Origin of the sequence: Mesorhizobium sp. M7A.F.Ca.MR.148.00.0.0, from assembly GCF_003997735.1 — a bacterium.
In the GTDB taxonomy this organism is placed as follows: Bacteria; Pseudomonadota; Alphaproteobacteria; order Rhizobiales; family Rhizobiaceae; genus Mesorhizobium.
The window spans coordinates 1-25,115 of the sequence record NZ_RZTB01000087.1 but is presented as its reverse complement, the minus strand read 5'-3'; the positions used below and the strand labels follow the sequence as shown (position 1 = coordinate 25,115).

Annotated in this window: 28 protein-coding genes; 11 read left to right on the top strand and 17 right to left on the bottom strand. The window is 62.8% G+C overall.

The window, feature by feature from the left end; genetic code table 11:
• Positions 1 to 48: 48 nt before the first annotated feature.
• Entirely contained in the window at positions 49 to 957 is a 909-nt protein-coding gene (locus EOB49_RS24725; protein ID WP_127382510.1) for a LysR substrate-binding domain-containing protein, read from the bottom strand.
• Between the two features lie 107 nt (positions 958 to 1,064).
• On the opposite strand from EOB49_RS24725, the gene EOB49_RS24720 reads away from it, so the two are divergent.
• On the top strand, positions 1,065 to 1,355 hold the full coding sequence (locus tag EOB49_RS24720) for a muconolactone Delta-isomerase family protein (protein WP_127271666.1): 291 nt from the start codon (positions 1,065 to 1,067) through the stop codon (positions 1,353 to 1,355).
• A 175-nt stretch (positions 1,356 to 1,530) separates the two neighbouring features.
• A complete protein-coding gene (locus tag EOB49_RS24715; RefSeq protein ID WP_127382509.1) occupies positions 1,531 to 2,529 on the top strand; it encodes a transporter in 999 nt (332 codons plus the stop codon).
• A 17-nt stretch (positions 2,530 to 2,546) separates the two neighbouring features.
• Here the strand turns inward: EOB49_RS24715 and EOB49_RS24710 are convergent, their stop codons facing one another.
• From EOB49_RS24710 to cysS, 8 genes are all read right to left on the bottom strand, one after another.
• Entirely contained in the window at positions 2,547 to 3,233 is a 687-nt protein-coding gene (locus tag EOB49_RS24710) for a glutathione S-transferase family protein (RefSeq protein WP_127382508.1), read from the bottom strand.
• Between the two features lie 9 nt (positions 3,234 to 3,242).
• Positions 3,243 to 4,172: an EamA family transporter RarD gene (gene rarD / locus EOB49_RS24705; RefSeq protein ID WP_127382507.1), complete on the bottom strand. Its 930-nt coding sequence runs from the start codon at positions 4,170 to 4,172 to the stop codon at positions 3,243 to 3,245.
• A gap of 83 nt (positions 4,173 to 4,255) precedes the next feature.
• The gene (cimA, locus tag EOB49_RS24700; RefSeq protein ID WP_206526139.1) at positions 4,256 to 5,878 is read right to left on the bottom strand and encodes a citramalate synthase; all 1,623 of its coding nucleotides are present in this window, start codon (positions 5,876 to 5,878) and stop codon (positions 4,256 to 4,258) included.
• Positions 5,875 to 6,831 (bottom strand): prolyl aminopeptidase, encoded by a 957-nt coding sequence (gene pip, locus EOB49_RS24695; RefSeq protein WP_127382505.1) that lies wholly within the window; start codon positions 6,829 to 6,831, stop codon positions 5,875 to 5,877. The genes cimA and pip overlap by 4 nt, the downstream gene beginning before the upstream one ends.
• The gene (locus EOB49_RS24690) at positions 6,828 to 7,304 is read right to left on the bottom strand and encodes a GFA family protein (protein WP_027038010.1); all 477 of its coding nucleotides are present in this window, start codon (positions 7,302 to 7,304) and stop codon (positions 6,828 to 6,830) included. Before EOB49_RS24690 ends, pip begins: the two co-directional genes overlap by 4 nt.
• Positions 7,301 to 7,792, bottom strand: coding sequence for a GFA family protein (locus EOB49_RS24685; protein WP_127268543.1), 492 nt, complete (start codon positions 7,790 to 7,792; stop codon positions 7,301 to 7,303). Before EOB49_RS24685 ends, EOB49_RS24690 begins: the two co-directional genes overlap by 4 nt.
• Positions 7,793 to 7,798: 6 nt before the next feature.
• A complete protein-coding gene (locus tag EOB49_RS24680) occupies positions 7,799 to 8,185 on the bottom strand; it encodes a VOC family protein (RefSeq protein ID WP_127382504.1) in 387 nt (128 codons plus the stop codon).
• Positions 8,182 to 9,618, bottom strand: coding sequence for a cysteine--tRNA ligase (gene cysS / locus EOB49_RS24675; protein WP_127382503.1), 1,437 nt, complete (start codon positions 9,616 to 9,618; stop codon positions 8,182 to 8,184). The genes EOB49_RS24680 and cysS overlap by 4 nt, the downstream gene beginning before the upstream one ends.
• Positions 9,619 to 10,009: 391 nt before the next feature.
• Here cysS and EOB49_RS24670 point away from each other — a divergent pair, with 391 nt between their 5' ends.
• Positions 10,010 to 10,165, top strand: a complete 156-nt coding sequence (locus tag EOB49_RS24670) for a hypothetical protein (protein ID WP_081738801.1) — start codon at positions 10,010 to 10,012, stop codon at positions 10,163 to 10,165.
• 71 nt (positions 10,166 to 10,236) lie between these two features.
• Here EOB49_RS24670 and EOB49_RS24665 read toward each other — a convergent pair whose 3' ends face one another.
• Positions 10,237 to 10,998, bottom strand: coding sequence for an SOS response-associated peptidase (locus tag EOB49_RS24665; RefSeq protein ID WP_127382502.1), 762 nt, complete (start codon positions 10,996 to 10,998; stop codon positions 10,237 to 10,239).
• A gap of 125 nt (positions 10,999 to 11,123) precedes the next feature.
• Between EOB49_RS24665 and EOB49_RS24660 the strand changes: the two genes are divergently transcribed.
• The 4 genes from EOB49_RS24660 to EOB49_RS24645 all read left to right on the top strand — a co-directional run bounded on the left by EOB49_RS24660 (position 11,124) and on the right by EOB49_RS24645 (position 13,492).
• Positions 11,124 to 11,558: an NUDIX hydrolase gene (locus tag EOB49_RS24660; RefSeq protein ID WP_127382501.1), complete on the top strand. Its 435-nt coding sequence runs from the start codon at positions 11,124 to 11,126 to the stop codon at positions 11,556 to 11,558.
• Positions 11,559 to 11,641: 83 nt separating this feature from the next.
• Positions 11,642 to 12,019, top strand: coding sequence for a TIGR02301 family protein (locus tag EOB49_RS24655; RefSeq protein ID WP_127270900.1), 378 nt, complete (start codon positions 11,642 to 11,644; stop codon positions 12,017 to 12,019).
• Positions 12,020 to 12,375: 356 nt separating this feature from the next.
• Positions 12,376 to 12,633, top strand: a complete 258-nt coding sequence (locus EOB49_RS24650) for a hypothetical protein (RefSeq protein ID WP_008874920.1) — start codon at positions 12,376 to 12,378, stop codon at positions 12,631 to 12,633.
• Positions 12,634 to 12,703: 70 nt separating this feature from the next.
• Complete coding sequence (locus EOB49_RS24645) at positions 12,704 to 13,492, top strand: hypothetical protein (protein WP_164762549.1); 789 nt, start codon at positions 12,704 to 12,706, stop codon at positions 13,490 to 13,492.
• A gap of 35 nt (positions 13,493 to 13,527) precedes the next feature.
• On the opposite strand, the gene EOB49_RS24640 is transcribed toward EOB49_RS24645, so the two are convergent.
• Positions 13,528 to 14,859, bottom strand: a complete 1,332-nt coding sequence (locus tag EOB49_RS24640; RefSeq protein ID WP_164781796.1) for a dihydroorotase — start codon at positions 14,857 to 14,859, stop codon at positions 13,528 to 13,530.
• A gap of 75 nt (positions 14,860 to 14,934) precedes the next feature.
• Here EOB49_RS24640 and EOB49_RS24635 point away from each other — a divergent pair, with 75 nt between their 5' ends.
• The 3 genes from EOB49_RS24635 to EOB49_RS24625 all read left to right on the top strand — a co-directional run bounded on the left by EOB49_RS24635 (position 14,935) and on the right by EOB49_RS24625 (position 18,736).
• Positions 14,935 to 15,795, top strand: a complete 861-nt coding sequence (locus EOB49_RS24635; protein ID WP_127382499.1) for a folate-binding protein YgfZ — start codon at positions 14,935 to 14,937, stop codon at positions 15,793 to 15,795.
• The gene (locus EOB49_RS24630) at positions 15,795 to 16,430 is read left to right on the top strand and encodes an HD family hydrolase (protein WP_127382498.1); all 636 of its coding nucleotides are present in this window, start codon (positions 15,795 to 15,797) and stop codon (positions 16,428 to 16,430) included. The genes EOB49_RS24635 and EOB49_RS24630 overlap by 1 nt, the downstream gene beginning before the upstream one ends.
• 164 nt (positions 16,431 to 16,594) lie before the next feature.
• Entirely contained in the window at positions 16,595 to 18,736 is a 2,142-nt protein-coding gene (locus EOB49_RS24625) for an EAL domain-containing protein (protein ID WP_127382497.1), read from the top strand.
• A gap of 12 nt (positions 18,737 to 18,748) precedes the next feature.
• Here EOB49_RS24625 and EOB49_RS24620 read toward each other — a convergent pair whose 3' ends face one another.
• A complete protein-coding gene (locus EOB49_RS24620) occupies positions 18,749 to 19,639 on the bottom strand; it encodes a fatty acid desaturase family protein (RefSeq protein WP_127327239.1) in 891 nt (296 codons plus the stop codon).
• Positions 19,640 to 19,750: 111 nt separating this feature from the next.
• On the opposite strand from EOB49_RS24620, the gene EOB49_RS24615 reads away from it, so the two are divergent.
• Positions 19,751 to 20,662 (top strand): LysR substrate-binding domain-containing protein, encoded by a 912-nt coding sequence (locus tag EOB49_RS24615; RefSeq protein WP_127382496.1) that lies wholly within the window; start codon positions 19,751 to 19,753, stop codon positions 20,660 to 20,662.
• 18 nt (positions 20,663 to 20,680) lie between these two features.
• Here the strand turns inward: EOB49_RS24615 and EOB49_RS24610 are convergent, their stop codons facing one another.
• The 5 genes from EOB49_RS24610 to EOB49_RS24590 form a co-directional block, all read right to left on the bottom strand.
• Positions 20,681 to 20,953: a DUF3303 family protein gene (locus EOB49_RS24610; protein ID WP_127382495.1), complete on the bottom strand. Its 273-nt coding sequence runs from the start codon at positions 20,951 to 20,953 to the stop codon at positions 20,681 to 20,683.
• Positions 20,954 to 20,971: 18 nt separating this feature from the next.
• Positions 20,972 to 22,435, bottom strand: coding sequence for a RimK family protein (locus EOB49_RS24605; RefSeq protein ID WP_127382494.1), 1,464 nt, complete (start codon positions 22,433 to 22,435; stop codon positions 20,972 to 20,974).
• Positions 22,435 to 23,538 carry a peptidase C39 family protein gene (locus tag EOB49_RS24600; RefSeq protein WP_127382493.1) on the bottom strand — a complete coding sequence of 368 codons (1,104 nt, stop codon included), beginning with the start codon at positions 23,536 to 23,538 and terminating at the stop codon, positions 22,435 to 22,437. Before EOB49_RS24600 ends, EOB49_RS24605 begins: the two co-directional genes overlap by 1 nt.
• 307 nt (positions 23,539 to 23,845) lie before the next feature.
• Positions 23,846 to 24,637, bottom strand: coding sequence for an anti-sigma factor (locus EOB49_RS24595; RefSeq protein WP_127382492.1), 792 nt, complete (start codon positions 24,635 to 24,637; stop codon positions 23,846 to 23,848).
• The coding region (locus EOB49_RS24590; protein WP_245472830.1) for an RNA polymerase sigma factor at positions 24,634 to 25,115 on the bottom strand (482 nt) is incomplete at its 5' end. The genes EOB49_RS24590 and EOB49_RS24595, both read right to left, overlap by 4 nt.

Genomic DNA, 25,115 nt, shown 5'->3' with positions numbered 1-25,115 from the left:
GCCCTACTGCCCTACTGCCCTACTGCCCTACTGCCCTACTGCCCTGCCCTACTGCCCTACTGCCCTACTGCCCTCTTCCTCCGCAGCCTGCCGCAAGTCGGCAATCACCGCGCGCCGGTCTTGACGCCGCCAGGCGAGATGGAGTGAAACCGTGCGGTCGAACCACGGCAGGTCGCGAAATACGATCCGCGGCGGCGCAGCGGCGCGCAGGCTGGCTTGCACCGTCGCCAGACCAAGGCCGGCGCTGACAAGGCCGAGCGAGGTCAGCGGATCCGCCGTTTCATAGGCGATGTCGGGCAAAAAGCCGGCTTTGGCGCAGGCGGCAAGGAACTGGCCGCGATTGGTGTCGTCCGGCTGGCGCACGACGGTGATCCAGGTGCGACCGTCAAGGTGATGCGGCCCAACCTCTGGTAATTGAACAAGCGGATCATCTTCGGGGATCGCCAGCACCAGCGGCTCATGCCGCAGCGCCATGGCGGCGACATCCGGGTCATCATCGGCTGGCGGCGAGTAGACAAAGCCCAGATCCAGCGACCGCTGCCGTAGCCCTTCCAATTGCGCCGCAGAACGCAGGCTTCTCAGCTGCAGATGGAAATCCGGCCGGTCGCGACGGAACTGGCGCAGCATCCCGGCGACAAGCCCGGCATGAACGGCGCCTTCGACATAGCCGATGGCGAGCCGGCCGACGGCGCCGCTGGCCAGGTTGCGGCCGAACTCCTCCAAACGTCGCGCATCGGATAGCAGCGCGCGGGCCTCGGTGAGGAAGGCGCGCCCCTCGGCGTTGAGATGGACCCGCTGCTTCGACCTTTCAAAGAGGGAAACACCCAACTGCTCCTCGAGCTGGATGATCTGCCGGCTGAGCGGCGACTGAGAAATATGCAGCATCTCGGCGGCGCGCCCGACATTGCCGGTTTCGGCGACGGTGACGAAATACCTGATCTGGCGCAGGTCGAACATTTTTCTCCAGGCTCCAGTCCCCTGAGGTCTCAACTTTATCCTAACCAGTCTTGGACAGTCTGACCAGCGGGAGCGATAGTTCGGCCATCCAACCACAGGAGACCGCCATGCAGTTCTTTGCCCTTCTCACCCGCAACACCGAAAAATTTGCCGATGCCGATTTCGCTCCGCTTCTGCCCGGCGAAGCCGAACAGCGGCGCACGCTCTATGCCGAAGGCGCGGTACGCCAGGTGTGGAACCGAGGCGACATCCCGGGCAGCGGCATGATGCTCGAAGCCGCCGATGATGCAGAGGTTCGCGGCCATCTCGCCACCTTGCCGCTGGTCAAGGCCGGCATGATGGACATTGCCGCAATCGTGCCCCTCAAGCCCTACCCCGGCTTCGGCCCGAAGCACTGACCGGGGCACAATCCGGGGTGGCGAAGGCGTCACCACCGGATTGACGTGGGTGATCGACAGACCGTGATCGGCTGTCAAGAAACCGTCATACGGAACCGGGTTCGCTCGTGCTAGAAATCAAGGCCAGGCAGCCGCCGTGCGGTGCCATTTCGGAACATGCATCTGGCACCGCCCCATGGATATCACTCTCGCCCCGGAAGGCACCGACCTGTCGCCCTACCTGCCCGACGAGCACGGATTGTTCTTCATCTATCATTTCACCGCTGAGGGCGTGCGAACCAGGGACGCCACCGCCGCGCACTGGACATGGCGCAGCTACCAGCTTTCCAACATGCGGGCCCGCCATGAGATCGGCGCCGATCAGGCTTTGCCAGCACCGGTGCGCGAAGCTTTCCTGTCCGCCAGCCATGGCTGCCACATCGACCTCGAGGACGACTGGCTCTATGGCGATCTGCCGGACCTGCGCCATGACTATTCGGCGGAAGCGGGCGGGCTTGGCCATTTCCGCTTCGCGCTCAACGACACGATGCTGGTCGGCGCCCGCAAGCAACCGCTGCAGTCGGTCGACAACATCCGCAAGGCGATCGAGAATGGATCGCGCAAGTTGCGCTCGCCGGCCGAGTTGATCGAGGCGGTTGTCGGCCAGTCTTTTGACGGCATGGTGGCTGAACTCGCGGCACTCGGCGACAGCCTCGACGGGATCGAGGATCGCATCGTCTGCGACGCATGGCACAATGAACGGCAATCCCTCGTCGACGCGCGCCGGCATCTGGTGGTGATCCACAGGCAGATGGCGACGCTGACCAATCTGTTTCGCCATCTCGACCACTCGCACCGTAACGACCTGCCCGACAGCATCAACGACATGGCCGCGCGTCTTTCACACAGGGCGCAGACGCTGCACTATGATGGCGAACAATTGCAGGCACGCGCCCGGCTGTTGCAGGACGAGCTTATGGCCAAGCTGACGACGCAGTCGAACCGGCTGCTGTACGTACTGTCGGTGATGACGGCGGTGCTGTTGCCGATGACCATCATCTCGGGTCTGTTCGGCATGAATGTCGGCGGCCTGCCGCTGGTCGACACGCCAATAGGCTTCTGGGTGGTGACGGCGGTAGCGATGGTGATCGCGGGCGCGACCTATCTCTTTGTCAGGCGGCTCGGACAGATGTAACGCCCGCCCGGCGACTTTCACGCCGAGGCGCGAAGATCCTCGATGATGGTGCCGGCGGCGGCGGCTTCCGCTTCGTGGTCGGGCTCGCGCCAGGTCTCGGCCAAGCCAGCCGCATACCATTCGCGCATCGCCGGCAGGGCAAGCAATTGCGCCGGATAAGCCGCAGCCGCACCCTCGAGGGAGAGCCCATAGGACTGGGCGCGGAACGCCACCGGGGCAAAGAAAGCGTCGACGGCGGTAAAATGAGCGCCGGCCAGAAACGGCCCGCTGAAACGGGCAAGACCATCGTTCCAGAGATCGCCGAGGCGAAAGATGTCCTGCTTCAGCGCATCGGACATCGGGAATGGCTTTACGCGCAGGCCGCAACTCATCGGGCATGCCCCGCGCAATGCGGTGAAGCTCGAATGCATCTCGGCGGCGGCCGAGCGTGCCCAGGCGCGCGCCTTGGCCTCGACAGGCCACACGCCATGGTGGCGTTCGGCCAGATATTCGACGATGGCCAGCGAATCCCAGACCGCCCAGCCATCGTCGATCAGGCACGGCACGCGGCCGCTCGGCGAGAAGGGCCGGTACAGATCCCAACTCGATGCGGTCGGGAATGGCGTCAGCCGTTCCTCGAACGGGATGTTCAGCTCTCGCATCAACACCCAAGGCCGCAGCGACCATGAGGAATAATTCTTGTTGGCGATTTGCAGCAGGTACATAGGGGACCCTTACCTTGCAGCCGGCACCGCCGGCCGGATCTCGCGGCCACGGAACATCGACCAGGAATACATCGCGAGCGCGGTCCAGATCAGGCCAAAGGCAATCGCCTGGGTGGTGCCGAAAGGCTCGTCGAAGATCAGCACGGCGATCAGAAACACAATGGTCGGCGCGATGTACTGCATGATGCCGATGGTGGACAGCCGCAGCAGCCTCGCGCCGAACGCAAACAGCAGCAGCGGGATCGATGTGACCGGACCGCAGCCGATCAGCAATGCCGTATCGGTGCCACTGCTGGATAAGATGTGGTCCTGTTCGGTCGCGATGAGATAGACGATGTAGCCAAGCGCCGGCACCGACAGCAGAAGGACTTCGAGCAAAAATCCCTGGCTCGGTCCGATCGGCAGCGTCTTGCGGAAGAAGGCGTAGGCGGCGAAGGAAAACGCCAGCGCCAGCGACACCCAGGGCAGCTTGCCGCCCTCGACGGTCAGCACGGCGACTGCGACGGCCGCCAGCACCACTGCCGCGATCTGCAGCCGGTCGAGCCGCTCGCCAAGCAGCAGCGCGCCGACGACGACGTTGACCAGTGGATTGATGTAGTAGCCGAGCGCGGTTTCGACGGTGCGGTCGACAGCGATCGCCCAGACATAGATGCCCCAGTTGACCGAGATCAGCGCCGCCGTCAGCGCGGCCATGGCGATGGTGCGCGGCGAGCGCAGTGCCGCCTTGAAATCCGCCATGCGGCCGGCCCAGACCAGAACGGCGGCGGCGATCGGCACCGACCAGACGATGCGATGGGCAATGACTTCGGCGAGCGGCAGATGAGCGACCGCCTTCATGTAGAAGGGCAGCAATCCCCACAGCAGATAGGCGCCGAGCGCCAGCAGAAAGCCGCGCCGGGCCTTGGAATCCGCGTCCAGGGTAATTGCTTCAGTGGCCATGGGCCAACGCTATGGCCCAGTCACCTTGGCAAGACCATCGCAAAGTTCTGATGGATCAATGGACTTTCGCTGATGGTTCAACCCTATTCGGCGGCCACCAGTCCGGCCATCTCGCGGTTCTTCATCAGCTTGTAGACGATGGAATCCATCAGCGCCTGGAACGAGGCGTCGATGATGTTTTCGGAAACGCCGACCGTCCACCAGCGCGCGCCGGTGCCGTCATGCGATTCGATCAGAACGCGGGTGATCGCCTCGGTGCCGCCATTGAGGATACGCACCTTGAAGTCGGCCAACTCCATGTCGGTGATCTCGCCCTGGAATTTGCCGAGGTCTTTGCGCAGCGCAATGTCGAGTGCGTTGACCGGGCCATGCCCCTCGGCCACCGACATCTTCTCCTCGCCGTCGACCACCACCTTGACGATCGCTTCGGAGACCGTCTTCAGCTGGCCGTTGGCGTCGAAGCGGCGCTCGACCATGCAGCGGAACGAGGTGACGTTGAAGAACTCCGGCAGGCCGTGCAGCATCTTGCGCGCCAGGAGTTCGAAGCTGGCATCGGCGCCCTCATAGGCGTAGCCCTCGGCCTCGCGCTCCTTGACCACTGATATCAGCGCGTCGAGCCGGTGATCGTCCTTCGGCACCTCGATGCCGCGCCGCCTCAACTCGGCGAGGAAATTGGCCTTCCCGCCCTGGTCCGAAACCATGACGCGGCGGCGGTTACCGACCGTTTCCGGAGGCACATGCTCATAGGTCGCCGGCTCCTTGGCCAGCGCGGAGGCATGGATGCCGGCCTTGGTAGCAAAGGCGGAAGCGCCGACATAGGGCGCCTGCGCTTCCGGGGCGCGGTTCAAGAGTTCGTCGAACGCGCGGGACAACCTGGAAATGCCGGTCAGTGCCTCAGCCGAAATACCGGTGTCGAAACGATCGGCGAAGGCCGGTTTTAACGCCAGCGTCGGTACGATCGAAATCAAATTGGCGTTGCCGCAGCGCTCGCCGATGCCATTGAGTGTGCCCTGGATCTGGCGCACGCCGGCCTCGACAGCGGCGAGGGAATTGGCCACGGCCTGGCCGGTGTCGTCATGGGCATGGATGCCGAGATGATCGCCTGAAATACCTGATAAAATAACCTTCTCGACGATGGCGCGGACTTCCGAGGGCTGCGTGCCGCCATTGGTGTCACACAGCACCACCCAGCGCGCGCCGGCATCATAGGCGGTCCTGGCGCAGGCCAGCGCATAATCGGGATTGGCCTTGAAGCCGTCGAAAAAATGCTCGCAGTCGACCAACGCCTCCTTGCCGGCGGCGATCGCCGCCTCGACGGAGGCCTTGATGGCGTCGAGGTTCTCCTCATTGGTGCAGCCGAGCGCGACACGGACATGGTAGTCCCAACTCTTGGCGACGAAGCAGATGGCATCCGACTTGGATTGCACGAGTGACGCAAGGCCGGGATCGTTGGAAGCCGACACCCCAGCCCGTTTGGTCATGCCGAAGGCGACGAATTTGGCGCGCGACGTACGTTTCTCCTGGAAGAAGGCGGTGTCGGTCGGATTGGCGCCGGGATAGCCACCTTCGACATAGTCGAGGCCAAAAGCATCGAGCAGTTTCGCGATGGCGATCTTGTCCTCGACGGAAAAGTCGATGCCAGGGGTCTGCTGGCCATCGCGCAATGTGGTGTCGAAGAGATAGAGGCGCTCGCGGGTCATGGTCATTTGCCTGCAAACTTGTCCGTCGCGCGGATCAGCCGATCCAAAATCCCCGGCTCCGAATAAGCATGACCGGCGCCCTCGATCAGGTGGAAATCCGCCTTTGGCCAGGCCTTGTGCAGCGCCCAGGCATAATGCGCCGGGCACGGCATGTCGTAGCGGCCATGGACGATGGTGCCGGGAATGTCAGCCAGCTTGTGCGCGTCGCGCAGCAACTGCCCTTCGTCCAGCCAGCCGGCATGGACGAAATAGTGGTTCTCGATGCGGGCAAAGGCGATGGCATAGTCGTCCTGCCCAAATGGTCCGCTGGTCTCCGGCTCGGGCAAAAGCGTGATCGTTTCGCCTTCCCACAGGCTCCAGGCGCGGGCCGCCTCGATCTGCGCCTTGCGATCCGTGCCGACCAGCCGCTTGCGGTAGGCAGCCATCATGTCGCCGCGCTCGGCCTCCGGGATCGGCGCCAGGAAGCGCTCCCATTTGTCCGGGAACATTTCCGAGACGCCGAATTGATAGTACCATTCGAGTTCCGCACGCGTCAGCGTGTAGATGCCGCGCACCACCAACTCGCTGACGCGATCGGGATGCGTCTCGGCATAGGCGAGCGCCAGCGTCGACCCCCAGGAGCCGCCGAACACCAGCCATTTGTCGAAGCCGGCCATTTCGCGCAGGCGTTCGATGTCGGCGACCAGGTGCCAGGTCGTATTGGTTTCGAGCGAGGCGTTGGGCGTCGACTTTCCGCAGCCGCGCTGGTCGAACAGGATGACATCGTAGAGCTTCGGGTCGAACAGCCGCCGGTGTTTTGGGGAAATGGTGCCGCCCGGCCCGCCATGCAGGAACACCGCCGGCTTGGCGCCCCTCGTGCCCGAACGCTCCCAGTAGACCTGATGGCCGTCGCCGACATCCAGCATGCCGGAATCGAACGCCTCGATCTCGGGATAAAGCGTACGCAATTGACTGCTCATAGCTGCAAACCTTTGGTCGGCCAGTCCGCTGTTTCATGGTCTGGGTGCTGGAAGGAGATGATGGATTCCTGCCTGTTGTAATAATCAGGATCCTGGTGGACGGGCTGATCGAAGATCGTCTCCACCCAGGGCAGCCGCGCGGCGTAGTTGACCTGGATCTGCGGGGCAAGATCGGAGCGGTCGTCGAAGGCACCGATAGCGATCTCAAGTCCACCGGGCTGCCGGTAGGTCAGCGGCGTCCCGCAGCGGGCGCAGAAACCACGATCGATGTTGACCGACGACTGGAAATAGCTCGGCTCTTCATGGGTCCATTCGACGCCGTCCCTGGGCACCGTGACCAGTGCACCGAAGAACGAGCCGAACTGCTTCTGGCACATGCGGCAATGGCAGATCGATGGACGGCCGAGCGCTCCATGAATGCGGAAACGCACGGCGCCACACTGGCAGCCGCCGGTTCTTACCTGATCGGTCATGATCTTTCCTTTGGCGGCCATTGTTCGGTGTCGTGGTCCGGATGCTGATAGGAGACGAGATCCGCCAGATAAGAGGCCGACGACACGTCGGCCATCGTCTCCTCGCCCGGCAATTGCGGGATCGTATCGACATAAGGCAGCTTTGCCTCGGTGCCCCATTGGATCAGCGGCACGATCTCCGCCGGGTTGTCGAACGCGCCGATGGCGAGGCCAACGCCGTCCGGCGCGGTGAAGGTCAGCGGCGTGCCGCAATCGGCGCAAAAACCGCGATCGACATGGTTGGAGGAGCGGAAGTATTTCGGCTCGCCGCGCGTCCAGTCGAGCCGGGCGCCACGCACCGAAACCAGCGGCGCATAGAACGAGCCGAACGCCTTCTGGCACATGCGGCAATGGCAGACCGAAGCGTCGCCGAGCGCGCCTTCAACGCGAAAGCGCACCGCGCCGCACTGGCAGCCGCCGGTATAGACCGGCCGGTTGTCGAGGCTCATCGCTGTTCACTCCGGGACATGGCAGACGGCCTCGACATTGTTGCCGTCGGGATCGAGGACGAAGGCGGCGTAGTAGTCCGGATGATAGTGCGGGCCCAGGCCTGGCCCGCCATTGTCCTTGCCACCGGCGGCAAGGGCTGCGGCATGGAAGGCATCGACCTCGGCGCGGCTGCGCGCCGTGAAGGCGACGTGCTGATGGGCCTTCTGACCATCCTTGCCTTCCTGCAGCCAAAACACCGGCCGATCGCGACCGTAGCCACCGACCTTTTCACCGCCGGTGTATTCCAGCGGCACCATATAGAGCAGCGCGGCCCCAAGCGGCGCCATCGCCTTGTCATAGAAAGCCTTCGAAGCGTCGAAATCGGCAACGGTGATGCCGAGATGGTCGATCATCTTTTTACCTCCCAGGTGGTGATGCGCTCGCCAGTGACCGGCTCCTTGCCGTCTTTCAACTGTATCCCTTGCGCCAGCAGTTCGTCGCGGATGCGGTCGGCCACGGCCCAGTTCTTGGCGGCGATGAATGCGAGACGCTTGGCGATTGCCTTGGCGACGTGGTCTTCATCAACCGTCGCCGACGCGACATCGAAGCCGAGGAAGAGCAGCGACGCCTTCAGCGCAGCCGCCGCATCGTTGCCGTCCGCTGCTTCGCCAGCCAACTGCGTCAAGACCTGGAAGGCGGCATAGGTTGCGAGATCGTCCGACAAGGCATCGATGACCTGCACGGGCAGTAGTCCTGCGGCGGCCGGCGCAAGGTCGGCGGCCCGCTTCCATTTGCGCAGCGTGTTCTCGGCCTCTTCCAGCTTGCGCACGGAAAAGTCGATCGGTTCGCGATAGTGCGTCATCAGCATTGCCAGCCGCAGCACCTCGCCCGGCCATTTGCGGCCGCCGAACGTCTCGGTCTCGAGCAGTTCGTTGATCGAATAGAAATTGCCGACGCTTTTCGACATTTTCTGACCTTCGACCTGCAGGAAGCCGTTGTGCATCCAGATGTTGGCCATCACGTCCGTGCCATGGGCGCAGCGCGACTGGGCGATCTCGTTTTCATGGTGCGGGAAGATCAGGTCGAGGCCGCCGCCATGGATGTCGAACACCTTGCCGAGATAGGCGGCCGACATCGCCGAGCATTCGATGTGCCAGCCCGGCCGACCCCTGCCCCATGGCGAATTCCAGCCAGGCTCCTCCGGCGACGACAGCTTCCACAGCACAAAATCGCCGGGATTTTTCTTGTGCGCGTCGACGGCGATGCGAGCACCGGCCAGTTGCTCGTCGAGATTGCGCTTCGACAGCTGGCCGTAGTCCGGCATCGACGCGGTGTCGAACAGGACTTCGCCCGCGGCAACATAGGCATGGCCGCGTTCGATCAGGCTTTGAATCAAGGTGATCATGTCGACTTTGCCGTCGGCGCGGGGCTCGACGAATTCGGTGGCGCGCGGCTCGACCGTCGGCTCCAGGCAGCCGAGAACCGCCACGTCCCGATGGAACTGATCGGCGGTCTTTTCGGTGACCCGCCTGATCGCCTCGTTGAGTGAAAATGTTCCGGAAGCGATCTCGCCGCCGAAGTCGCGTAGAGCGCGCGCGTTGATCTTGTCGTCGACGTCGGTGATGTTGCGCACATAGGTGACGTGCGCCTGCCCATAGACGTGACGCAGCAAGCGGAAAAGCACGTCAAAGACGATCACCGGCCTGGCATTGCCGATATGGGCAAAGTCGTAGACGGTCGGGCCGCAGACATACATGCGCACATTGTCTGGATCGATCGGGACGAAATCCTCTTTCGTCCGCGTCAGCGTGTTGTAGAGGCGCAGGCCCTGCGATGCGTCGGACATTCGTGCCTTCCCGGTTCAGAACTCAATTTGACGAAGCCAGCCCTGCGCGAAACGCAAATCAGGCTCCAGCCTGCTGGCCGGGGCGTTTGTCCAATCTGGGGAAAGATGAGGCGAAAACGTCCGGACCAGCGCGAGGCTAGCCAATAATGCAAATGCCACAAATGGCGAAAGACGTTTTCATGGGCGGCTTTATCGCCTTGGCGTGTGTTGCCGTCAAGTCTCAAGTTTCGGCAAAAACGTCGCTGGATCACAGGTAATGATGCACTGAAACATTTTATTAAACATGTCGGCACAGTCATGAAACATTCGCCGGCTAGATCAGCAGGCGTCACGATTTGGTCAGAATCGGCCATCAAACGCAGACACGAAAATGTTACCTGGGAAGAGAGACATGCCCCGAACCAAGCAGGAAGCCAACCGAGCCAAGCAGCCGGCACTGGCCAACCACTACCGCGCGATCGGCCCGGCCGCGATCGTCGCCGCCCTCCTTCACACCGCGAAGAAGAAAAAGCCGGTACAGAAGATCGTGTCGCCCCGCGCCGCCTGAAGTGGTGTGCGGCCCGGCGCCAAAGGCGCCTGGCAAATGGCGCAGACATACGTCGCTGAAGAACAGTTCAGCTAGAACAACGTCATCTGATTGTCGTCCGCGCCGGGCTTCTGGCGCTTGACCTTTTCGGGCTCCGGCCCGATCTCGCCCCGCTCCTGAATCTCCGGTCCGGTGTTGGCGACCTTGTTGACCAGGCCGGAGACGGGAATGGCCTCGAAGAAATCGAGTTGAGCCGGCCGCAACAGATCGGCGACATCACGCGGTTCGAGCGTGCGGCAATCCAGCCAACGGGCGAAATCCCTGGGGTCGATCACCACAGGCATGCGGTCGTGGATATGCGCGATATCGGCATTGGCGTTGATAGTCAGGATGGCACCGGTGTCCATTTCCGAACCGCCCGGCTCGGCATAGGTCTCGATCAGTCCGGCGAAGGCGACCAGCCCGCCATGCCTTGGGCGTATCCAGTAAGGCTGGCCTTTCTTGCCGCCGGTTTGCCGCCATTCATAAAAGCCGGAAGCCGGCACCAAGGCGCGGCGATGGCGCATGGCGGCCTTGAACGACGCCTTTTCGGTAGCCCCTTCGGAGCGCGCGTTGAACAGCAGCGGAAACTCGCGTGTGTCCTTCACCCAGGTCGGGATCAGCCCCCAGCGCACCAGCATTGGCTGCCGGTCGGGCAAATTGGAGCCCGGCGCCCGCGGGGGGCCGGCGACCGCCATCAGGATCGGCTGGGTTGGTGCGATGTTGTAGCGCGCCGGGAAATCCTCCAGTTCCGCCAAGCCTAGCAAGGCGGCAGTCTGGTCCGGCGTCGCGGTCAAGGCAAAACGTCCGCACATGGTCGATTGGCGCCCTTCGAATGGTTCAGCTTGAAAGTGGTGATGCAACCGGCGTTGCGCAACCGCTAAAGCTTGCCCATGCTGGCGGTCCACAACAGACCTGCCTACACGCCGGATCGGGAACCATGAACGAAGCGCGCAAGACACTTCCGGCAGTCTCGGTCGCCGTCGTGCGTGCAGACACCGTGCTTCTGGTCAAGCGAGCCCGGCAACCCTCGCAAGGGCTCTATGCTTTTCCGGGCGGCAAGGTCGAACCCGGCGAGACGCTGGAGGCAGCGGCAGAGCGCGAACTTCAGGAAGAAACCGGTTTGCGCGCCACAAATTATCGCCCGCTGCGGGAAATCCACATTGACGGCGGGGATGACAGCCACCCGGTCGATTACCTCCTCACGGTCTTCGGCGCCGCCCATGCCGGCGGCGAGGCGGTAGCCAGCGACGACGCAGAGACGGCGGCCTTCTATACACTCAGCGAGATGGCGGCATTGCCGCTCGCCGGCTCGGTGTTCGCCGTGGCCGAGGAGTTGTTGGACCCCCGCGGAGACGACGGGCCGAAGCCCTGAAAACAGCCTTGCAGGCGGCAAATTGTTTCGCCACAAAGACTTATCCTGTTTGGCAGAGCCACGCCGTTGGGTAAAGAAGGCTTATGAACCGTCCGTCCATGCTCCTCGCCGCGTGTCTTGCGGTCGTCGCGACCGTTTCGATACGGCCCGCGCTCAGCGCCGAATCGCCGTTCGAGCCTGGGTTGATGCGGCTGGCGGAGGTTCTGGGCTCGCTGCATTTCCTGCGCAATCTGTGCGGCGAGAAAGGCGACCAGTGGCGTGTCGAAATGACAAAACTGCTCGATTCGGAAAATCCGGACGCCGAGCGGCGCGCCCGCTTCATTGCCAGCTTCAATCGCGGCTACCGCTCCTTCGGCGGCACCTATACGAGGTGTACGTCCTCGGCGACCGAAGCCATCAGTCGCTACATGAAGGAAGGCGAGACGCTGTCTCGCGATATCGCCTCGCGTTACGGCAACTAGGCACTCGCTCATCAACAACTATCCGGATCATTGCTGGGCATTAGCCGATATATCGGCTTGTGCCGGGCGATCTCTTGGTGCAATCCTCATGTTGCACTTCTGCAACAGTATTAACGAAACCTTACCGCACGAAAGCGGAATTAACTCAAACTGAAGGTTTTCGCCCCGCAGGCCGCCCCAATCGGCTAAGTTTGACTCGGACTGAACGCAGCTTCGCACAAGGCAATTGGGCTTTGTAAAAGACGATCAAAAAAATGTCGTATTTACAAATACTTAATTGTCCCTGCGTGTGAAATGAACAGATCAGGCCTGATCCACATCGACGGATCGCAGCTTGAAAGGGTGGACATTCGCTTATGGAACATGGTGTCAACGACATCGACGCGCTGGTCAGGGAAGAAAAACGCCTGACCGCCGTGGAAAGCCACAGCGAGGCCTGGGCGGAAGGTCTCTCCGCCGGGATAGAGCCCGAGATCATTGCCGAAGCAGCGCTCGAAACCGCCTTCGGCGAGATGTTGCGTGCCAATGGCGAGACCTCGGCCCTTGCCCTGCTCGACCGTATGCGTGAAAAGGTGATTGCTGGCGCCTTCGAACCTGAACGGCTGCGGCACTGAACCGACGTCCGGTTCTTTGACGGCAACATGCCGCTCGGGCGTCATGCCCGGAAGCAGGGAGAAACGGGCAGTGAGTTTTTCGATGTCAGGCAAGCCGTGTGGCTTGGTCCTTCGCATCTCCTTCGCCGCTTGCTGTGCCGCGATTCCCCTGCTTGTGTGTCTCGCGAGCAGCCCCGTGTATGCACTGAGCGAAATCAAGCGCGAAGAGCTCCCCCCGACAGTCACGCCGCCGGCCGACGACGACATGTCGCCCTCCGGAAGCGCCGTGCCAATGCCCAATCCGGTCGGAACACCGCCGCCGGCCAGCCAGCCGACTGCTCCTGCCGAAGCCGAGCCGGACAGTCCGGCGGATGGCGGCGTGACCAGACCGCGTGTCGATCCGGAAACGCCGGTGCCTGAGGTCGTCTACGATCTCGGCAAGCTGCCGGAACCGGTGCGGCGCATGCACGATCTGATCGTCGAAGCCTGCAAGGGCGGCGATATCGAAAAGCTGCGGCCGTTGATCGGCACGGGCGAGAGCATGACACAGATATCGCTGACCGACATAGACGGCGACGCCATCGCCTTCCTCAAGGGCCTCTCCGGCGACCCAGACGGTCAGGAGATTCTGGCCATCCTGGAGGAGGTGCTTAATGCCGGCTACGTCCACCTCGATGCCGGCACGCCACAAGAACTCTATGTGTGGCCGTATTTCTTCGCCCTGCCGCTGGACAAGCTGGACGCCAAGCAGCGGGTCGAGCTGTTCAAGATCGTCACCGCTGGCGATTTCAACGACATGAAGCAGTTCGGCGCTTATATTTTCTACCGTGTCGGCATCACGCCTGCCGGACAGTGGTCGTTCTTCGTCGCTGGGGATTGAGCTTTCTGCCTCTGCCCTTGCAGAGATCCGGGAGCCTAGACGGGCAATGCCTCGGAAAACTCGACCGCTTTGCCCTGGCCTGGCGTGACGATTTCGCCCTCCCACATGACACGTCGGCCTCGAATGACCGTGCCGACCGGCCAACCCGTCACTTCCCTGCCATCATAAGGCGTCCAGCCGGCTTTCGAGCCGGCCTGCGCATTGGTGATCATCTCGCGCCGCATCATGTCGACGATGGTGAAGTCGGCGTCATAGCCGGCGGCGATGCGGCCTTTCCTGGCCATGCCGAAGATCCGCTGCGGGCCATGACTGGACAGGTCGACGAAGCGCTGCAAGGTTAGCCGGCCGGCATTGACGTGGTCGAGCATGATCGGCACCAGCGTCTGCACGCCGGTCATTCCCGACGGAGAGGCCGGATACGGCTTGGCCTTCTCGGCCAGCGTGTGCGGCGCATGGTCGGAGCCGAGCACGTCGACTATGCCTTGCGCAATGCCATGCCAGACGCCGTCGCGATGGCGCGCGGCGCGCACCGGTGGGTTCATCTGGATCAGCGTGCCAAGCCTGAGATAGTCGTCGGCGCTCAGCGTCAAATGATGCGGCGTTGCCTCGCAGGTCGCGACATCCTTGTGTCGTTCGAGGAACACAATTTCCTCGGCCGTCGAGATGTGCAGGACATGGATGCGGGCACGGGCATTTCGCGCGATGCGTACCAGCCGTTCGGTACAGCGCAAGGCGGCGATCTCGTCGCGCCAAACAGGGTGCGATGCCGGGTCGCCTTCGATGCGCTCGCCAAGACGCTCGCGCAGCCGGAATTCGTCTTCCGAATGAAAGGCGGCACGGCGACGCGTGTTTCTCAGGATCGAGGCGACGCCCTCGTCATCCTCGACCAGCAGATCGCCAGTGGACGAGCCCATGAAAACCTTGATCCCGGCCGCACCCGGCAGCCGCTCGAGCTCGCCGACATCCCCGGCGTTCTCGCGGGTGCCCCCGACCCAGAAGGCAAAATCGCAATGCATGCGATCCGTGCCGCGCCGGACCTTGTCGGCAAGCGCTGCCTCGCTGGTGGTCAGCGGATTGGTGTTGGGCATCTCGAACACGGCAGTGACGCCGCCAAGCACGGCCGCGCGCGAACCCGTTTCCAAATCTTCCTTGTGCTCCAGCCCCGGCTCGCGAAAATGCACTTGGCTGTCAATGACGCCCGGCAGGATATGCAGGCCGCGGCAGTCGATCGTCTCGCCGGCCGAGGCCTGGCGGAGATCGCCGATGGCAGCGATGCGCCCGTACTTCACGCCGATGTCGCGAGCCCCTTCGCCGTCATGGTTGACCACTGTGCCGCCTGTCAGGATGAGGTCGTAGATCATGGCCATGCTCTCTTGCGGGGGGAGTGCCAGCGGCTTACGTAAAGGCCGACCATTTTGCAAGATCAGGTTGCTTTTCCGCCCATGCCCTTTGCCCAGCTCAAAGACCGCGCCCTCATTTCCGTATCAGGTCCGGATGCCGAGCATTTTTTGCAGAACATCCTGACCACCGATCTCGACATCCTGGCTCCCGGCGAAGCCAAGCCCGGTGCGCTGCTGACGCCGCAAGGCAAGATCCTGTTCGATTTCTTGATCTCCCGCACCGGCGAGAATGCATTCCGGCTGGAATGCCGGGCCGACATATCGGACGATTTCATACGCCGGCTGACGCTCTACAAACTGCGCGCCAAGGTCGAGATTGCCGAATCCGATCAGGCATTTGTCACCGTCGCGTGGGGACATGAATCAACACCCTCACAATCCGATTCAACGGCGGCAGCCGACACGCGCTTTCCGAAGGGTGCCGTCACGCATTCCTATGGTGAAACAGCAGAGCGCAGCGATCTTGCCGCATGGCATGCCTTCCGCATTGCCGGCGGCATTGCCGAAAGCGGCAGCGACTACCAACTCGGAGACGCCTTCCCTCACGATGTGCTGCTGGACGAAACCGGCGGCGTCGGCTTCAAGAAGGGCTGCTATGTCGGCCAGGAGGTCGTCTCGCGCATGCAGCATCGCGGCACGGCCAGGCGGCGCGTGCTGATTGCCTCGGCCGACCGGCCCCTACCCGTGCCCGGCACCGAACTGACCGTCGCAGGCAGGCCGGTTGGCAAGCTCGGCTCGACCGCCGGCACGGCCGGTCTGGCCATTGCGCGCATCGACCGGGTCAAGGCGGCGCTCGACGCCGGCCAGCCGATCATGGCCGGGGACGTTCCGGTTACGCTGGCCATTCCCGGTTGGGCAAAATTCGCCTTCCCGCAGGAAGCCGTCAGCGCGGAGGAGGCCTGATGGCGGCCGACCGCGTCGGCGCGCCGGCACGCGCCTGGCAGCGCATGCTGTCGGGCCGCCGGCTCGACCTGCTCGACCCCTCGCCGCTCGACATCGAGATTTCGGACATTGCGCACGGGCTCGCCCGCGTTGCCCGCTGGAACGGCCAGACCAGCGGCGAGCATGCCTTTTCGGTTGCCCAGCACTCGCTGCTGGTCGAAGCGCTGTTCCGCGACCTGGTGCCCGAGGCTTCGGCCGACGCCCGGTTGGCGGCCCTGCTGCACGACGCCCCCGAATATGTCATCGGCGACATGATCTCGCCGTTCAAATCGGTGATGGGCGGCAGCTACAAGGACTGTGAGTTGCGGTTGCAGCGCGCCATCCATCTGCGTTTCTCGCTGCCGCCTGAACCAGTTGCCGCGCTGCGCAAGGAGATCAAGCGCGCCGACCAGATCGCCGCCTATTTCGAGGCAACGCTGCTCGCCGGTTTTTCGACCGCCGAGGCGACCGAGTTCTTCGGCCGTCCGCGCGGCTTCAATGCCGACCGCTTCGATTTCACGCCACGCTCGGTGACCTGGGCGCAGAACGCGTTTCTGAAACGGTTTTCGGCGATCGAGACGTCGCGGCATCAGGTTTCGGCGACCGCAATCGGCTAAAGCGCGTCGCGCTGAAACGGAATCATGCGATGCGCTTTGGGTCTTTGTTTTATGCATGTCGTTCCCCCAAAACCGAGGTCACTTTTGGGCGACATGCATTAAAACGTTAAATTAACCGGCGGCGGCCACAATAGCGCGTTCGATCACGGTCCGCAGGCGCGCTCATGCCCCTCGCTGATGCCAAGGATGGTTCGGCCGTCCCGAAACGGGAGGCCGAAGGCATGGACCGCTCCCGCCACATGGAAGACGAACTGCGGGAGCAGAACCAACGCTTTTCGGCTGCCGTCGAGAACATGTCGCACGGCCTGTGCATGTTCGACGCCGACGAGCGGATGATCATCTGCAACGGCAACTACCTAAACATCTTTTGCCTCGACGCCAGAGTGATAAGGCCCGGCATCCGGTTCCTCGACATTCTGCGCCACAGCGTCGATATCGGCATCGCCTCGCAAACAGCCGACGAACTCTACGCCATCCGCAAGCCCTATATCGATCAGGCAAAGCCGTCGACCTACGAAGAAACTCTGTCGGACGGCCGCATCGTCAGCATCTCGCACCGCCCTCTGGCTCTGGGCGGCTGGGTCTCGATCTATGAAGACATCACCGAGCAGCGCCGCGCGCAAGAGGATCTCAAGGAGCAGCACCGCCGCTTCGACGCAGCGCTCGCCAACATGTCGCAAGGCCTGCTGATGTATGACGCCGACGGCAAGATGATCGTGCGCAACGGGCGTTTTCTAGAACTCTACAACGTCACCGCGGCAGACTTCCCGCTTGGAACGACGCACCGCGACGCGCTCGAACGATTGCTGGAACTCGGCATCTATCGGAAGATCGATGTCGATAGCGAAGTCGCCAAGACCGAGGCCTGCCTGGTGGCGAAAAAAATGCATTCGGCCTATCGGCATCTTACCGACGGCAGGACGGTTCTGGTTAGCCGCCAGCCGATGAGCGGCGGCGGTTGGGTGGCGACCTTCGACGATGTTACGGAGCGCCGCCGTACCGAAGAGCGCATGACCCATCTTGCGCATCACGATATGCTGACGGGACTGCCCAACCGCTCGATGTTTCGCGAACGGCTCGACCTTGCGCTGGAGGCCACGGCGGCCACGCCGCTGGCGATCTTCTCGCTCGATCTCGATCGCTTCAAGGCGGTCAACGACACCTGGGGACATCCGGCCGGCGACTGGCTGCTGAAGAGCGTGGCCGAGCGGCTGCAGCGCTGCCTGCATAATGAAAGCGACGTCGTCGCCCGCTTCGGCGGCGACGAATTCGTCATCATCCAGTTCAATTTCAAGGGCATTGCCAGTGCTGAAAAACTCGCGAAGCGCATCGTCGAGACAATCGGAAAACCGTTCCGCGACAAGAGCCGCGAGATGCATATCGGCATCAGCCTGGGCATCGCGGTTTTCCCCGACGACGGCGGAGATGCCGACACGCTGCTGAGGAACGCCGATACAGCGCTTTACCGGGCGAAGAGCGAAGGGCGCAATCTGTATCGCTTCTTCGAACCCGGAATGGACGCAATGGTACAGGCACGGCGTGCGCTGGAGGTCGACCTTGAGACCGCGCTGCCGCGCCAGGAATTCGACCTCGATTTCCAACCCATCATGAACATCGCATCCGGGGAGATCGTCGGCGCCGAAGCCTTGATGCGCTGGCATTCCCCAGAACGCGGCATGGTGGCGCCGGACAGCTTCATTCCGGTCGCCGAAGAAACCGGATTGATCGTGCCGCTTGGAGAGTGGGCGCTGAGGAAAGCCTGCACGGCGGCGGCACGCTGGCCCGCCGGCCTGCGCGTCGCGGTCAATGTCTCGGCCGTGCAACTCAAAAGCGGCAGCTTCGCCCGCAGCGTCATCTCGGCGCTGGCTTTCTCCGGCGTGCCAGCCGGTCGATTGGAACTGGAAATCACCGAAACCGTGCTAATGGACGAAAGCGAGGCGGTGCTGAGGACGCTGCGGCAGTTGCGCGAACTCGGCATCCGCATCGCGCTGGACGATTTCGGCATCGGCTATTCCTCGCTCGGCTATCTCAGGCGTTTTCCCGTCGACAAGATCAAGATCGATCGTTCGTTCATCCACGACCTGGGCAATCGTGACGCCGCGGCGATCGTTCGCACCGTCATCGGGCTGGGCGCCGAGCTTGGCATCACTGTCACCGCCGAGGGGGTCGAGACCGAGGTGCAACTCGACATCCTGCGCGGCAATGGCTGTACAGAGGCGCAGGGCTATCTGATCGGCGTGCCGTCAACGGCCGCCGAGATCCAGCGTCTATTGAAATCCCGAGCGCTGCACAGCCAGACCGGCTGAGGCCGGCCATCGTCAACGCAGCGTGTCGATGTATTTGCCGTGGAAGCTGACATAGCCGGGCTCGACCATCTTGAGATGCCGCTCGATCAGCGCATGAAACCGCGGCAGTTGATGAAACGGCACGCCTGGATAGGCATGATGCTCGGCATGGAACGGCATGTTCCACGCCAGCCTGCGGACCAGCCAATTGGTCAGCGTGGTCCTGGTGTTCTCCAGCATGTTGGCGACGAACGGACAACGGCCGTGCTCGGCTAAGAGATAGAGGCGCAGAAACGGCTGCCCCAACAGAGCGGGCAAGATCCAGACATAGACAAGCACCGAGAGCCGGAAATAGACGGCCAGCAGAAGGATCACGGCATAAAAGGCAATCATGGCGCGTGCCTCGATGCGCACCTTGTCATAGCCCTTTGGCGGAACGTAGCTTTCGCGACCACCGCCCGCCGCGTTGGCATAAAGCGTCTTCAGGTGGCCCCACCATAACGGGATGCCGGATATGTGGACGAGGTATTGCCGCCATGTCTCCGGCTTGGGGAACGCCAGTTCCGGATCATTGTCGGGATCTTGCGTGTATCGATGGTGGGCGAAGTGGAAGTAGCGGAACCAGTCGGCCGGGAGCGCGATCGCCAGGCTGCACACCCGCGCCACGGCATCGTTCAGCCATTGCGCCTCGAAAGCCGTACGATGAACCGTCTCGTGCAGCAGCGTGAACAGGAAGACGATGAGGATACCTTGCGGCAGCATCAGCAGTGGCCAGAACGGCACCTTGGCGGCGATCAGCGATCCGACGACCACGATCGCGCCCCAATGAGCAGCAAGCTGAACGAGGCCCGCAACATCAGACTTGGCGGTCAGCCGGTTGCGCTCCTCCTGCGTCAACGATGAAATTACGTCACGATGATCCACGTGCTTCGATCCAGACTGGAGCTTGATGAACCCACTGTAGCCAATGAACAACCTTTCCAAAAACGACGATTTCTGCAATCTAGATAAGCTGAACTTATCTATTCGGTGATTATGGCCGTACCTCCCTCTCTCAAAGGACTTCAAGCTTTCGAGGCTGCGGCCCGTACAGGCAGCTTTGCCGCGGCAGCGGAAGAGCTTTCGGTGTCGGCCGCTGCCGTCAGCCAGCTCATCCGCACGGTCGAGGAGCAGATGGGCCGCAAGCTGTTCCACCGCGTCAACCGGCGCGTCGTCCTCACCGAGGCCGGCGTCGAGATGCTGCCCAGGCTGACCATGGCCTTCCAGGAGATCGGCAGCGTCGCGCGCCAGCTGGGCGGCGATACGTTCCGCCCGCGCCTTGTGGTGTCGGTGCCGCCATCCATGGCCATGGGTTGGCTTTCACAGCGTCTCGCTGGTTTTGCCTCTAGCCATGGCGCCGTCGACATATCGCTCAGAGGCGACGACGACCCGGTGCCGTTCGACCGTGAACTGATCGACATCAGGCTCTCCTATGGGCCGCATTATCGCGAGCACCCGACCGAGGACATCGTCCAGGACGCAGTCTATCCCGTGTGTGCGCCCGGGCTGGCGGACACGATCAAACCCGAAGGCCTGGCCAGTCTGCCGCTTATCCACACGGGCTGGGGACCGACTGGTGCGTCCTTTCCGTCCTGGCACAACTGGTTCGAGGCGGCCGGCATCGAGCCCGGCCGGGCAGCGCAGCGCGGCCTCTCGGCCAACTCATCGCGTGCAGCGCTCGACCTTGCGATTTCGGGATTGGGCGTGGCGCTGGCGCAAGGAATCTACTGTGCCGAGGCGCTGGAAGACGGCCGGCTTGTCAGGCCCCTCGCCCAGGCACTGGAGCTGCGCCAGCCCTATTGCCTGACGATCCCCGAGCGCAGCGCCAGGCGCGATGTCGTGGCCGCGTTTCGCCAGTGGCTGATCGACGAGTGCCGGCGCGCAGTCGGCTCGCCGGCACTGCGTTGACGGGACACGCGGCGATGATCAGAGGTGCCCGCTCAATGCCTCAGCCATGTCCTTGTTTGTCGCCACGGGGATGATCTCGAATTCCACCAGATCCGCCCATTCGATGACCCAACGCTGCAGCAGCGTGACGTCATCGGCCTCCACCAGCAGGAAGCAGCGACTCATGTCCGCCGCGATCCAGCTGTGGTGCACGAGAAGCTCGTCCGGTTTCAGGCGGCCGCGGTCGCGAAAGCGGCGATAGATCTCCTTGCGATCACAGCCTGTGAAACCCTCGATCACGATAAACTGCATGTTCTACCCCCGATCAAATTACCGGCCCGGCCGGTCCAGCCGCTCCAGGAACCACTGCGTGAGCCGCACCCAGACCTCGTCCTTCTCGCCCGAATCCTCCCAGCCGTGGTCGAGGTTCGGATTGTCATTCACCTCGATGACGAAGACGCCGTCCTTGGTCTCCTTGAGGTCGACGCCGTAGAGCCCGTCGCCGATGCAGCGCGCCGCTTTCACAGCCGTCTCGACGACATGCGCCGGCGTCTCCTTCAGCGTGAAGGTCTTGATGCCGCCCTGGTCGGGCTTGCCGTTGGCCTTGTGGTTGACGATCTGCCAGTGCTTCTTGGCCATCAGATAATGCACGGCAAACAGCGGCTGGCCGCCGAGCACGCCGACGCGCCAGTCATATTCGGTCGGGATGAATTTCTGCGCGATCAGAAGGTCGGAATCCTCCAGCCATGCGGTGGCGAGCGTCTTCAGTTCCTCGAAGTTGGCGCATTTCTTGACGCCGCGCGAGAACGACGAATCCGGGATCTTCAGCACCAGCGGAAAGCCCAGCGTCTGCGCCGCCACTTCGAGATCCGAGGTGCCGGCGATCATCACCGTCGGCGGCACCGGCACCTTGTTGTAGGCCATCAGCTCGTTGAGATAGACCTTGTTGGTGCAGCGGATCATCGACAGCGGATCGTCGATCACCGGCATGCCTTCCTGCTGGGCGCGGCGGGCGAAACGATAGGTGTGGTTGGAGATCGAGGTGGTCTCGCGGATGAACAGCGCGTCGTAATTGGCGAGCTTGGCCAGATCCCGCTTGGTGATCGGCTCGATTTCGACGCCCATCTTCTCCGCGATCTTGGCCCAATAGCGCAGCGACGAGATCTCCGAGGGCGGCAATTCCTCATGCGGGTCGACCAGCGTGGCGAAGGTGTAGCGTGCCGGCGTGCGGCCCTTGGTGTCGCGCCATTCGCGGTTGGTGTAGGTCTCCAGGCACTGGATGAAGCTTTTTTCCTCGTCCTCGGTCATCCGCGCCAGCGGATGGAAACCGATCTTGCGGATCGAGGCCCATTCGGCGCTGTCCTTGATGTGGACTTCGAGCGCCGGCGCGCGGAACCAGTCGAACAGAAGTTTGGCGAAGCGGTCCCAGATTTTCGACGGGCCGATGCCGAAGAAGATGCAGACCTTTTGCGGAAAAACGCCGGCGAGATCCTTGCGGCATTTGTTGAGCGCCAGCTCCAGTTCCGGCAGCGCGTGTTCATAGAGCTTGCGCTCCGACAGGTCGATCATCGTTTCGACCGTCGGGATCACCTTGTGGCCGCGCGAGCTTGCCAGCAGCGACGCATAGTAGCCGCGGCTCTGGTAGCCGTAATTGTTCGACAGGTTGATGACCTTCGGCCGCTGGCCGCGAAACAGTGACGGGTGCGCGAGATAGTCGCGATTGGTGATGATCTTGTGCGGTGTCGCCACCTGGTCGAGATCGCTCTGCCTGCCGGTAAGGATGACCCAGGTCATTATCTGTCACGCTTTCCCAGAGTGATGGCGGCACGCAATCCATCGCGACCGAACTGCGCCATGTTCATGAAGATGCCGTAAGGCACGGGAATGTTGGCTGCATCAAGGATGGTCTCCTGCCTTTCGTCCTCGACCCAAGGGTCGTGAATCAGGATATGGTCGCCGTCATCGCCGATCGCCAGCACCCAGTGCGGCACCTTCTTGCCAAACATCAGGAAGCCGCTGATCAGCACCTGCACCAGCTTTCCCTCAGCGATCGCAGCGCGGATATCGTCGATTGTGAATGCACGGTAATTCACCGGGATGCCGTAAAGTTCCGCGCGTCGGCGAAAGTCGACCTGGGCCAGTTCCATCACTCTGCGCTTGTCCTCACTGCGTACCGATTGCAGGAACAACGCGCCATAGAAGGAAACGTAGATCTCCACCGCGAGCCCGCTTTCGTAGCCCGAGACAGCGAGGCCGAATGGCTCGCAACCACCGGGACCCGACATCATGAAGACGGTCGTCGCCTCACGCCACAGGCGGATTTCCATGACCGGATCCGGCACGAAGCCGCGATCGAAATTGGCCATCGCCATCATCAGGCAGCAAGGGCCGCAGGTGAATTCGCAGGTCTGCGGGTAAAACGGCACCTTGGTGGCGATCGGAATGTCGCCACGCAAGGTCTTTTCGTAGCGAAGTGCCGTTTCGCCATCCTCATAGTAGCCGGGCTCGCGGCCGATCTTGCGATACCCGGCCTGTTCGTAGATGCGGATCGCGCGGCTGTTGTCCTCGCGAACTTCGAGACGCAGCATCATGCGGTCGTGCTCGAAGGCGGCATCTTCGGCGGATCCGAGCAGCGTGCGGCCGACACCCAGCCCGCCGAAAAACGGACTGGTCGCAATCGAGTAGAGGCGCGCCACGCCGCTGCCCTTGCGAAACAGCACGATCGCGTAGCCGGCCAGGCGGCCATCGACTTCGGCGACCAGCGTCTCGGCGGTTTCACGCTCGATGAACAGGCGAAAGGAGCGGCGGGAAATACGGTCGCTTGAGAAAACAGCTTTCTCAATGGCGGCGAGATCATCGACGTCAGACGCGCGGGCCGTGCGGATCTCGGCAGGCATGCGGCTTCAGAAAACCTCGATTGGTGGTGGAAATGGCCCTACCCGAACACGTCCTTGACGCCGACCAGGGCGTTGGGAAAACCGGCGTTCACCTGGGCGCACGAAGTCCGCTCCACCACCCTGAATCTTCGCCTCGTGTTTCCAAAAACCGCTTCCGATTTCCGGGGCGATGCGACGGCGTTCATCAAGCGCTATCGCACCTCGATTAGGGCCGAATTGTGACATCCGACGCCGACCCGACAGGCGTAAAGGTCCTTCGGCCGGATCGGCATTCGCACATCGACTGCACCGGCAAAAGCAATGCCGTTCAGCTTGCCAGCCCGTTCACAAGTTGCGTGTAGGCGCTCCTGGCGACCTCGGCCAGCCGCTCGCGCGGCAAGGAGCCGACCACGGCGCAGCCATAGCCCTTGTCCAGCCAGTAGACGGCCTCGGGTCCATCTTGCGTGGCGGCGTAGGTGCCCTTGGCATTCTCCGTCGATTCCGTGGTGACGAACAGCGATATACGCTGCCCATTGCCGTCCTCGTAAAGCAGCATGGCGGCCTTGCTCTCGCCTGCCGGCAACAGCCGGCCGCCGACCAGCTGGAATCCGTCGGCGGTCAGGTCCGGCGCCACCAGCTTCAGCCCTACCCGGTTGGACAGCCAGGTCTGCAGATGGTCCTTGTCGCTGGCCGGCACCTCGACGGCATGCCGCTTTTCGGCGGCATAGATGACATGGGCTGCGATTGCCTGCTCGGCCAGCCGATCTTCGGCCGGGTCCTCCTGGCCGATGCCATCGATGCCGGCAAAATAGCCGCCAAGTCCGCCTACGACCAGAAGCACGGCAGCAGCAGCGGCAAGCCACCAGCGTGAGCGTGGCACAGCTGCCTTGACCGGCACCTCGCCAAGCACGACCTTGCGCAAGCGCGCAGGCACGGCTTCGTCCACCACGTCGGCGAAGGCGGCACGCAGCGCCGCCCGGTCGGCGGTGAAACGGGCGCTCTTGGCCTTTATCTCGGGATTGGCGTCGAGCCAGGCATCGTAGGCCGCGCGCTCATCGCCGGGCAGCTCGCCATCGAGCGCCATATGGATGTCACGTTCGGAAAAGTCGCGGCGGATCATTTCTCGACGATCCTTATCGCGCGGCGGCGCGCCGTGTCGTCCAGCAACCCGCGCAATTCCTCACGCCCGCGCGCAATGCGCGACATCAGCGTGCCCGCAGGCACGCCCAGAATGTTGGCGGCTTCGGCATAGGAAAAACCTTCGATGGCAACCATGACAAGGGCTGCGCGACGGTCGGGGCTGATCGCCTGCAATGCGTCGACGATCTCGCGCGAGGCAATGCTCTCCACCTGCTCGGCCGGCTGGGCAACGGCCTCGCCCGCCTCCAGCGGCAGCATCGCCGCCTCGCCGCGGCGGTTCACCTTGCGCATCTGGTCGATGAACAAATGATGCATGATCGTAAACAGCCACCTCCGGGGGCTTTCTCCTGTCTGCCAGTTGTCGAGCCGCACAAGCGCCCGCTCGAGGCAATCCTGGACAAGGTCGTCGGCAGCGTCGCGGTCGCGCAAAAGCGAGCGTGCGTAGCGGCGCAGGCGCG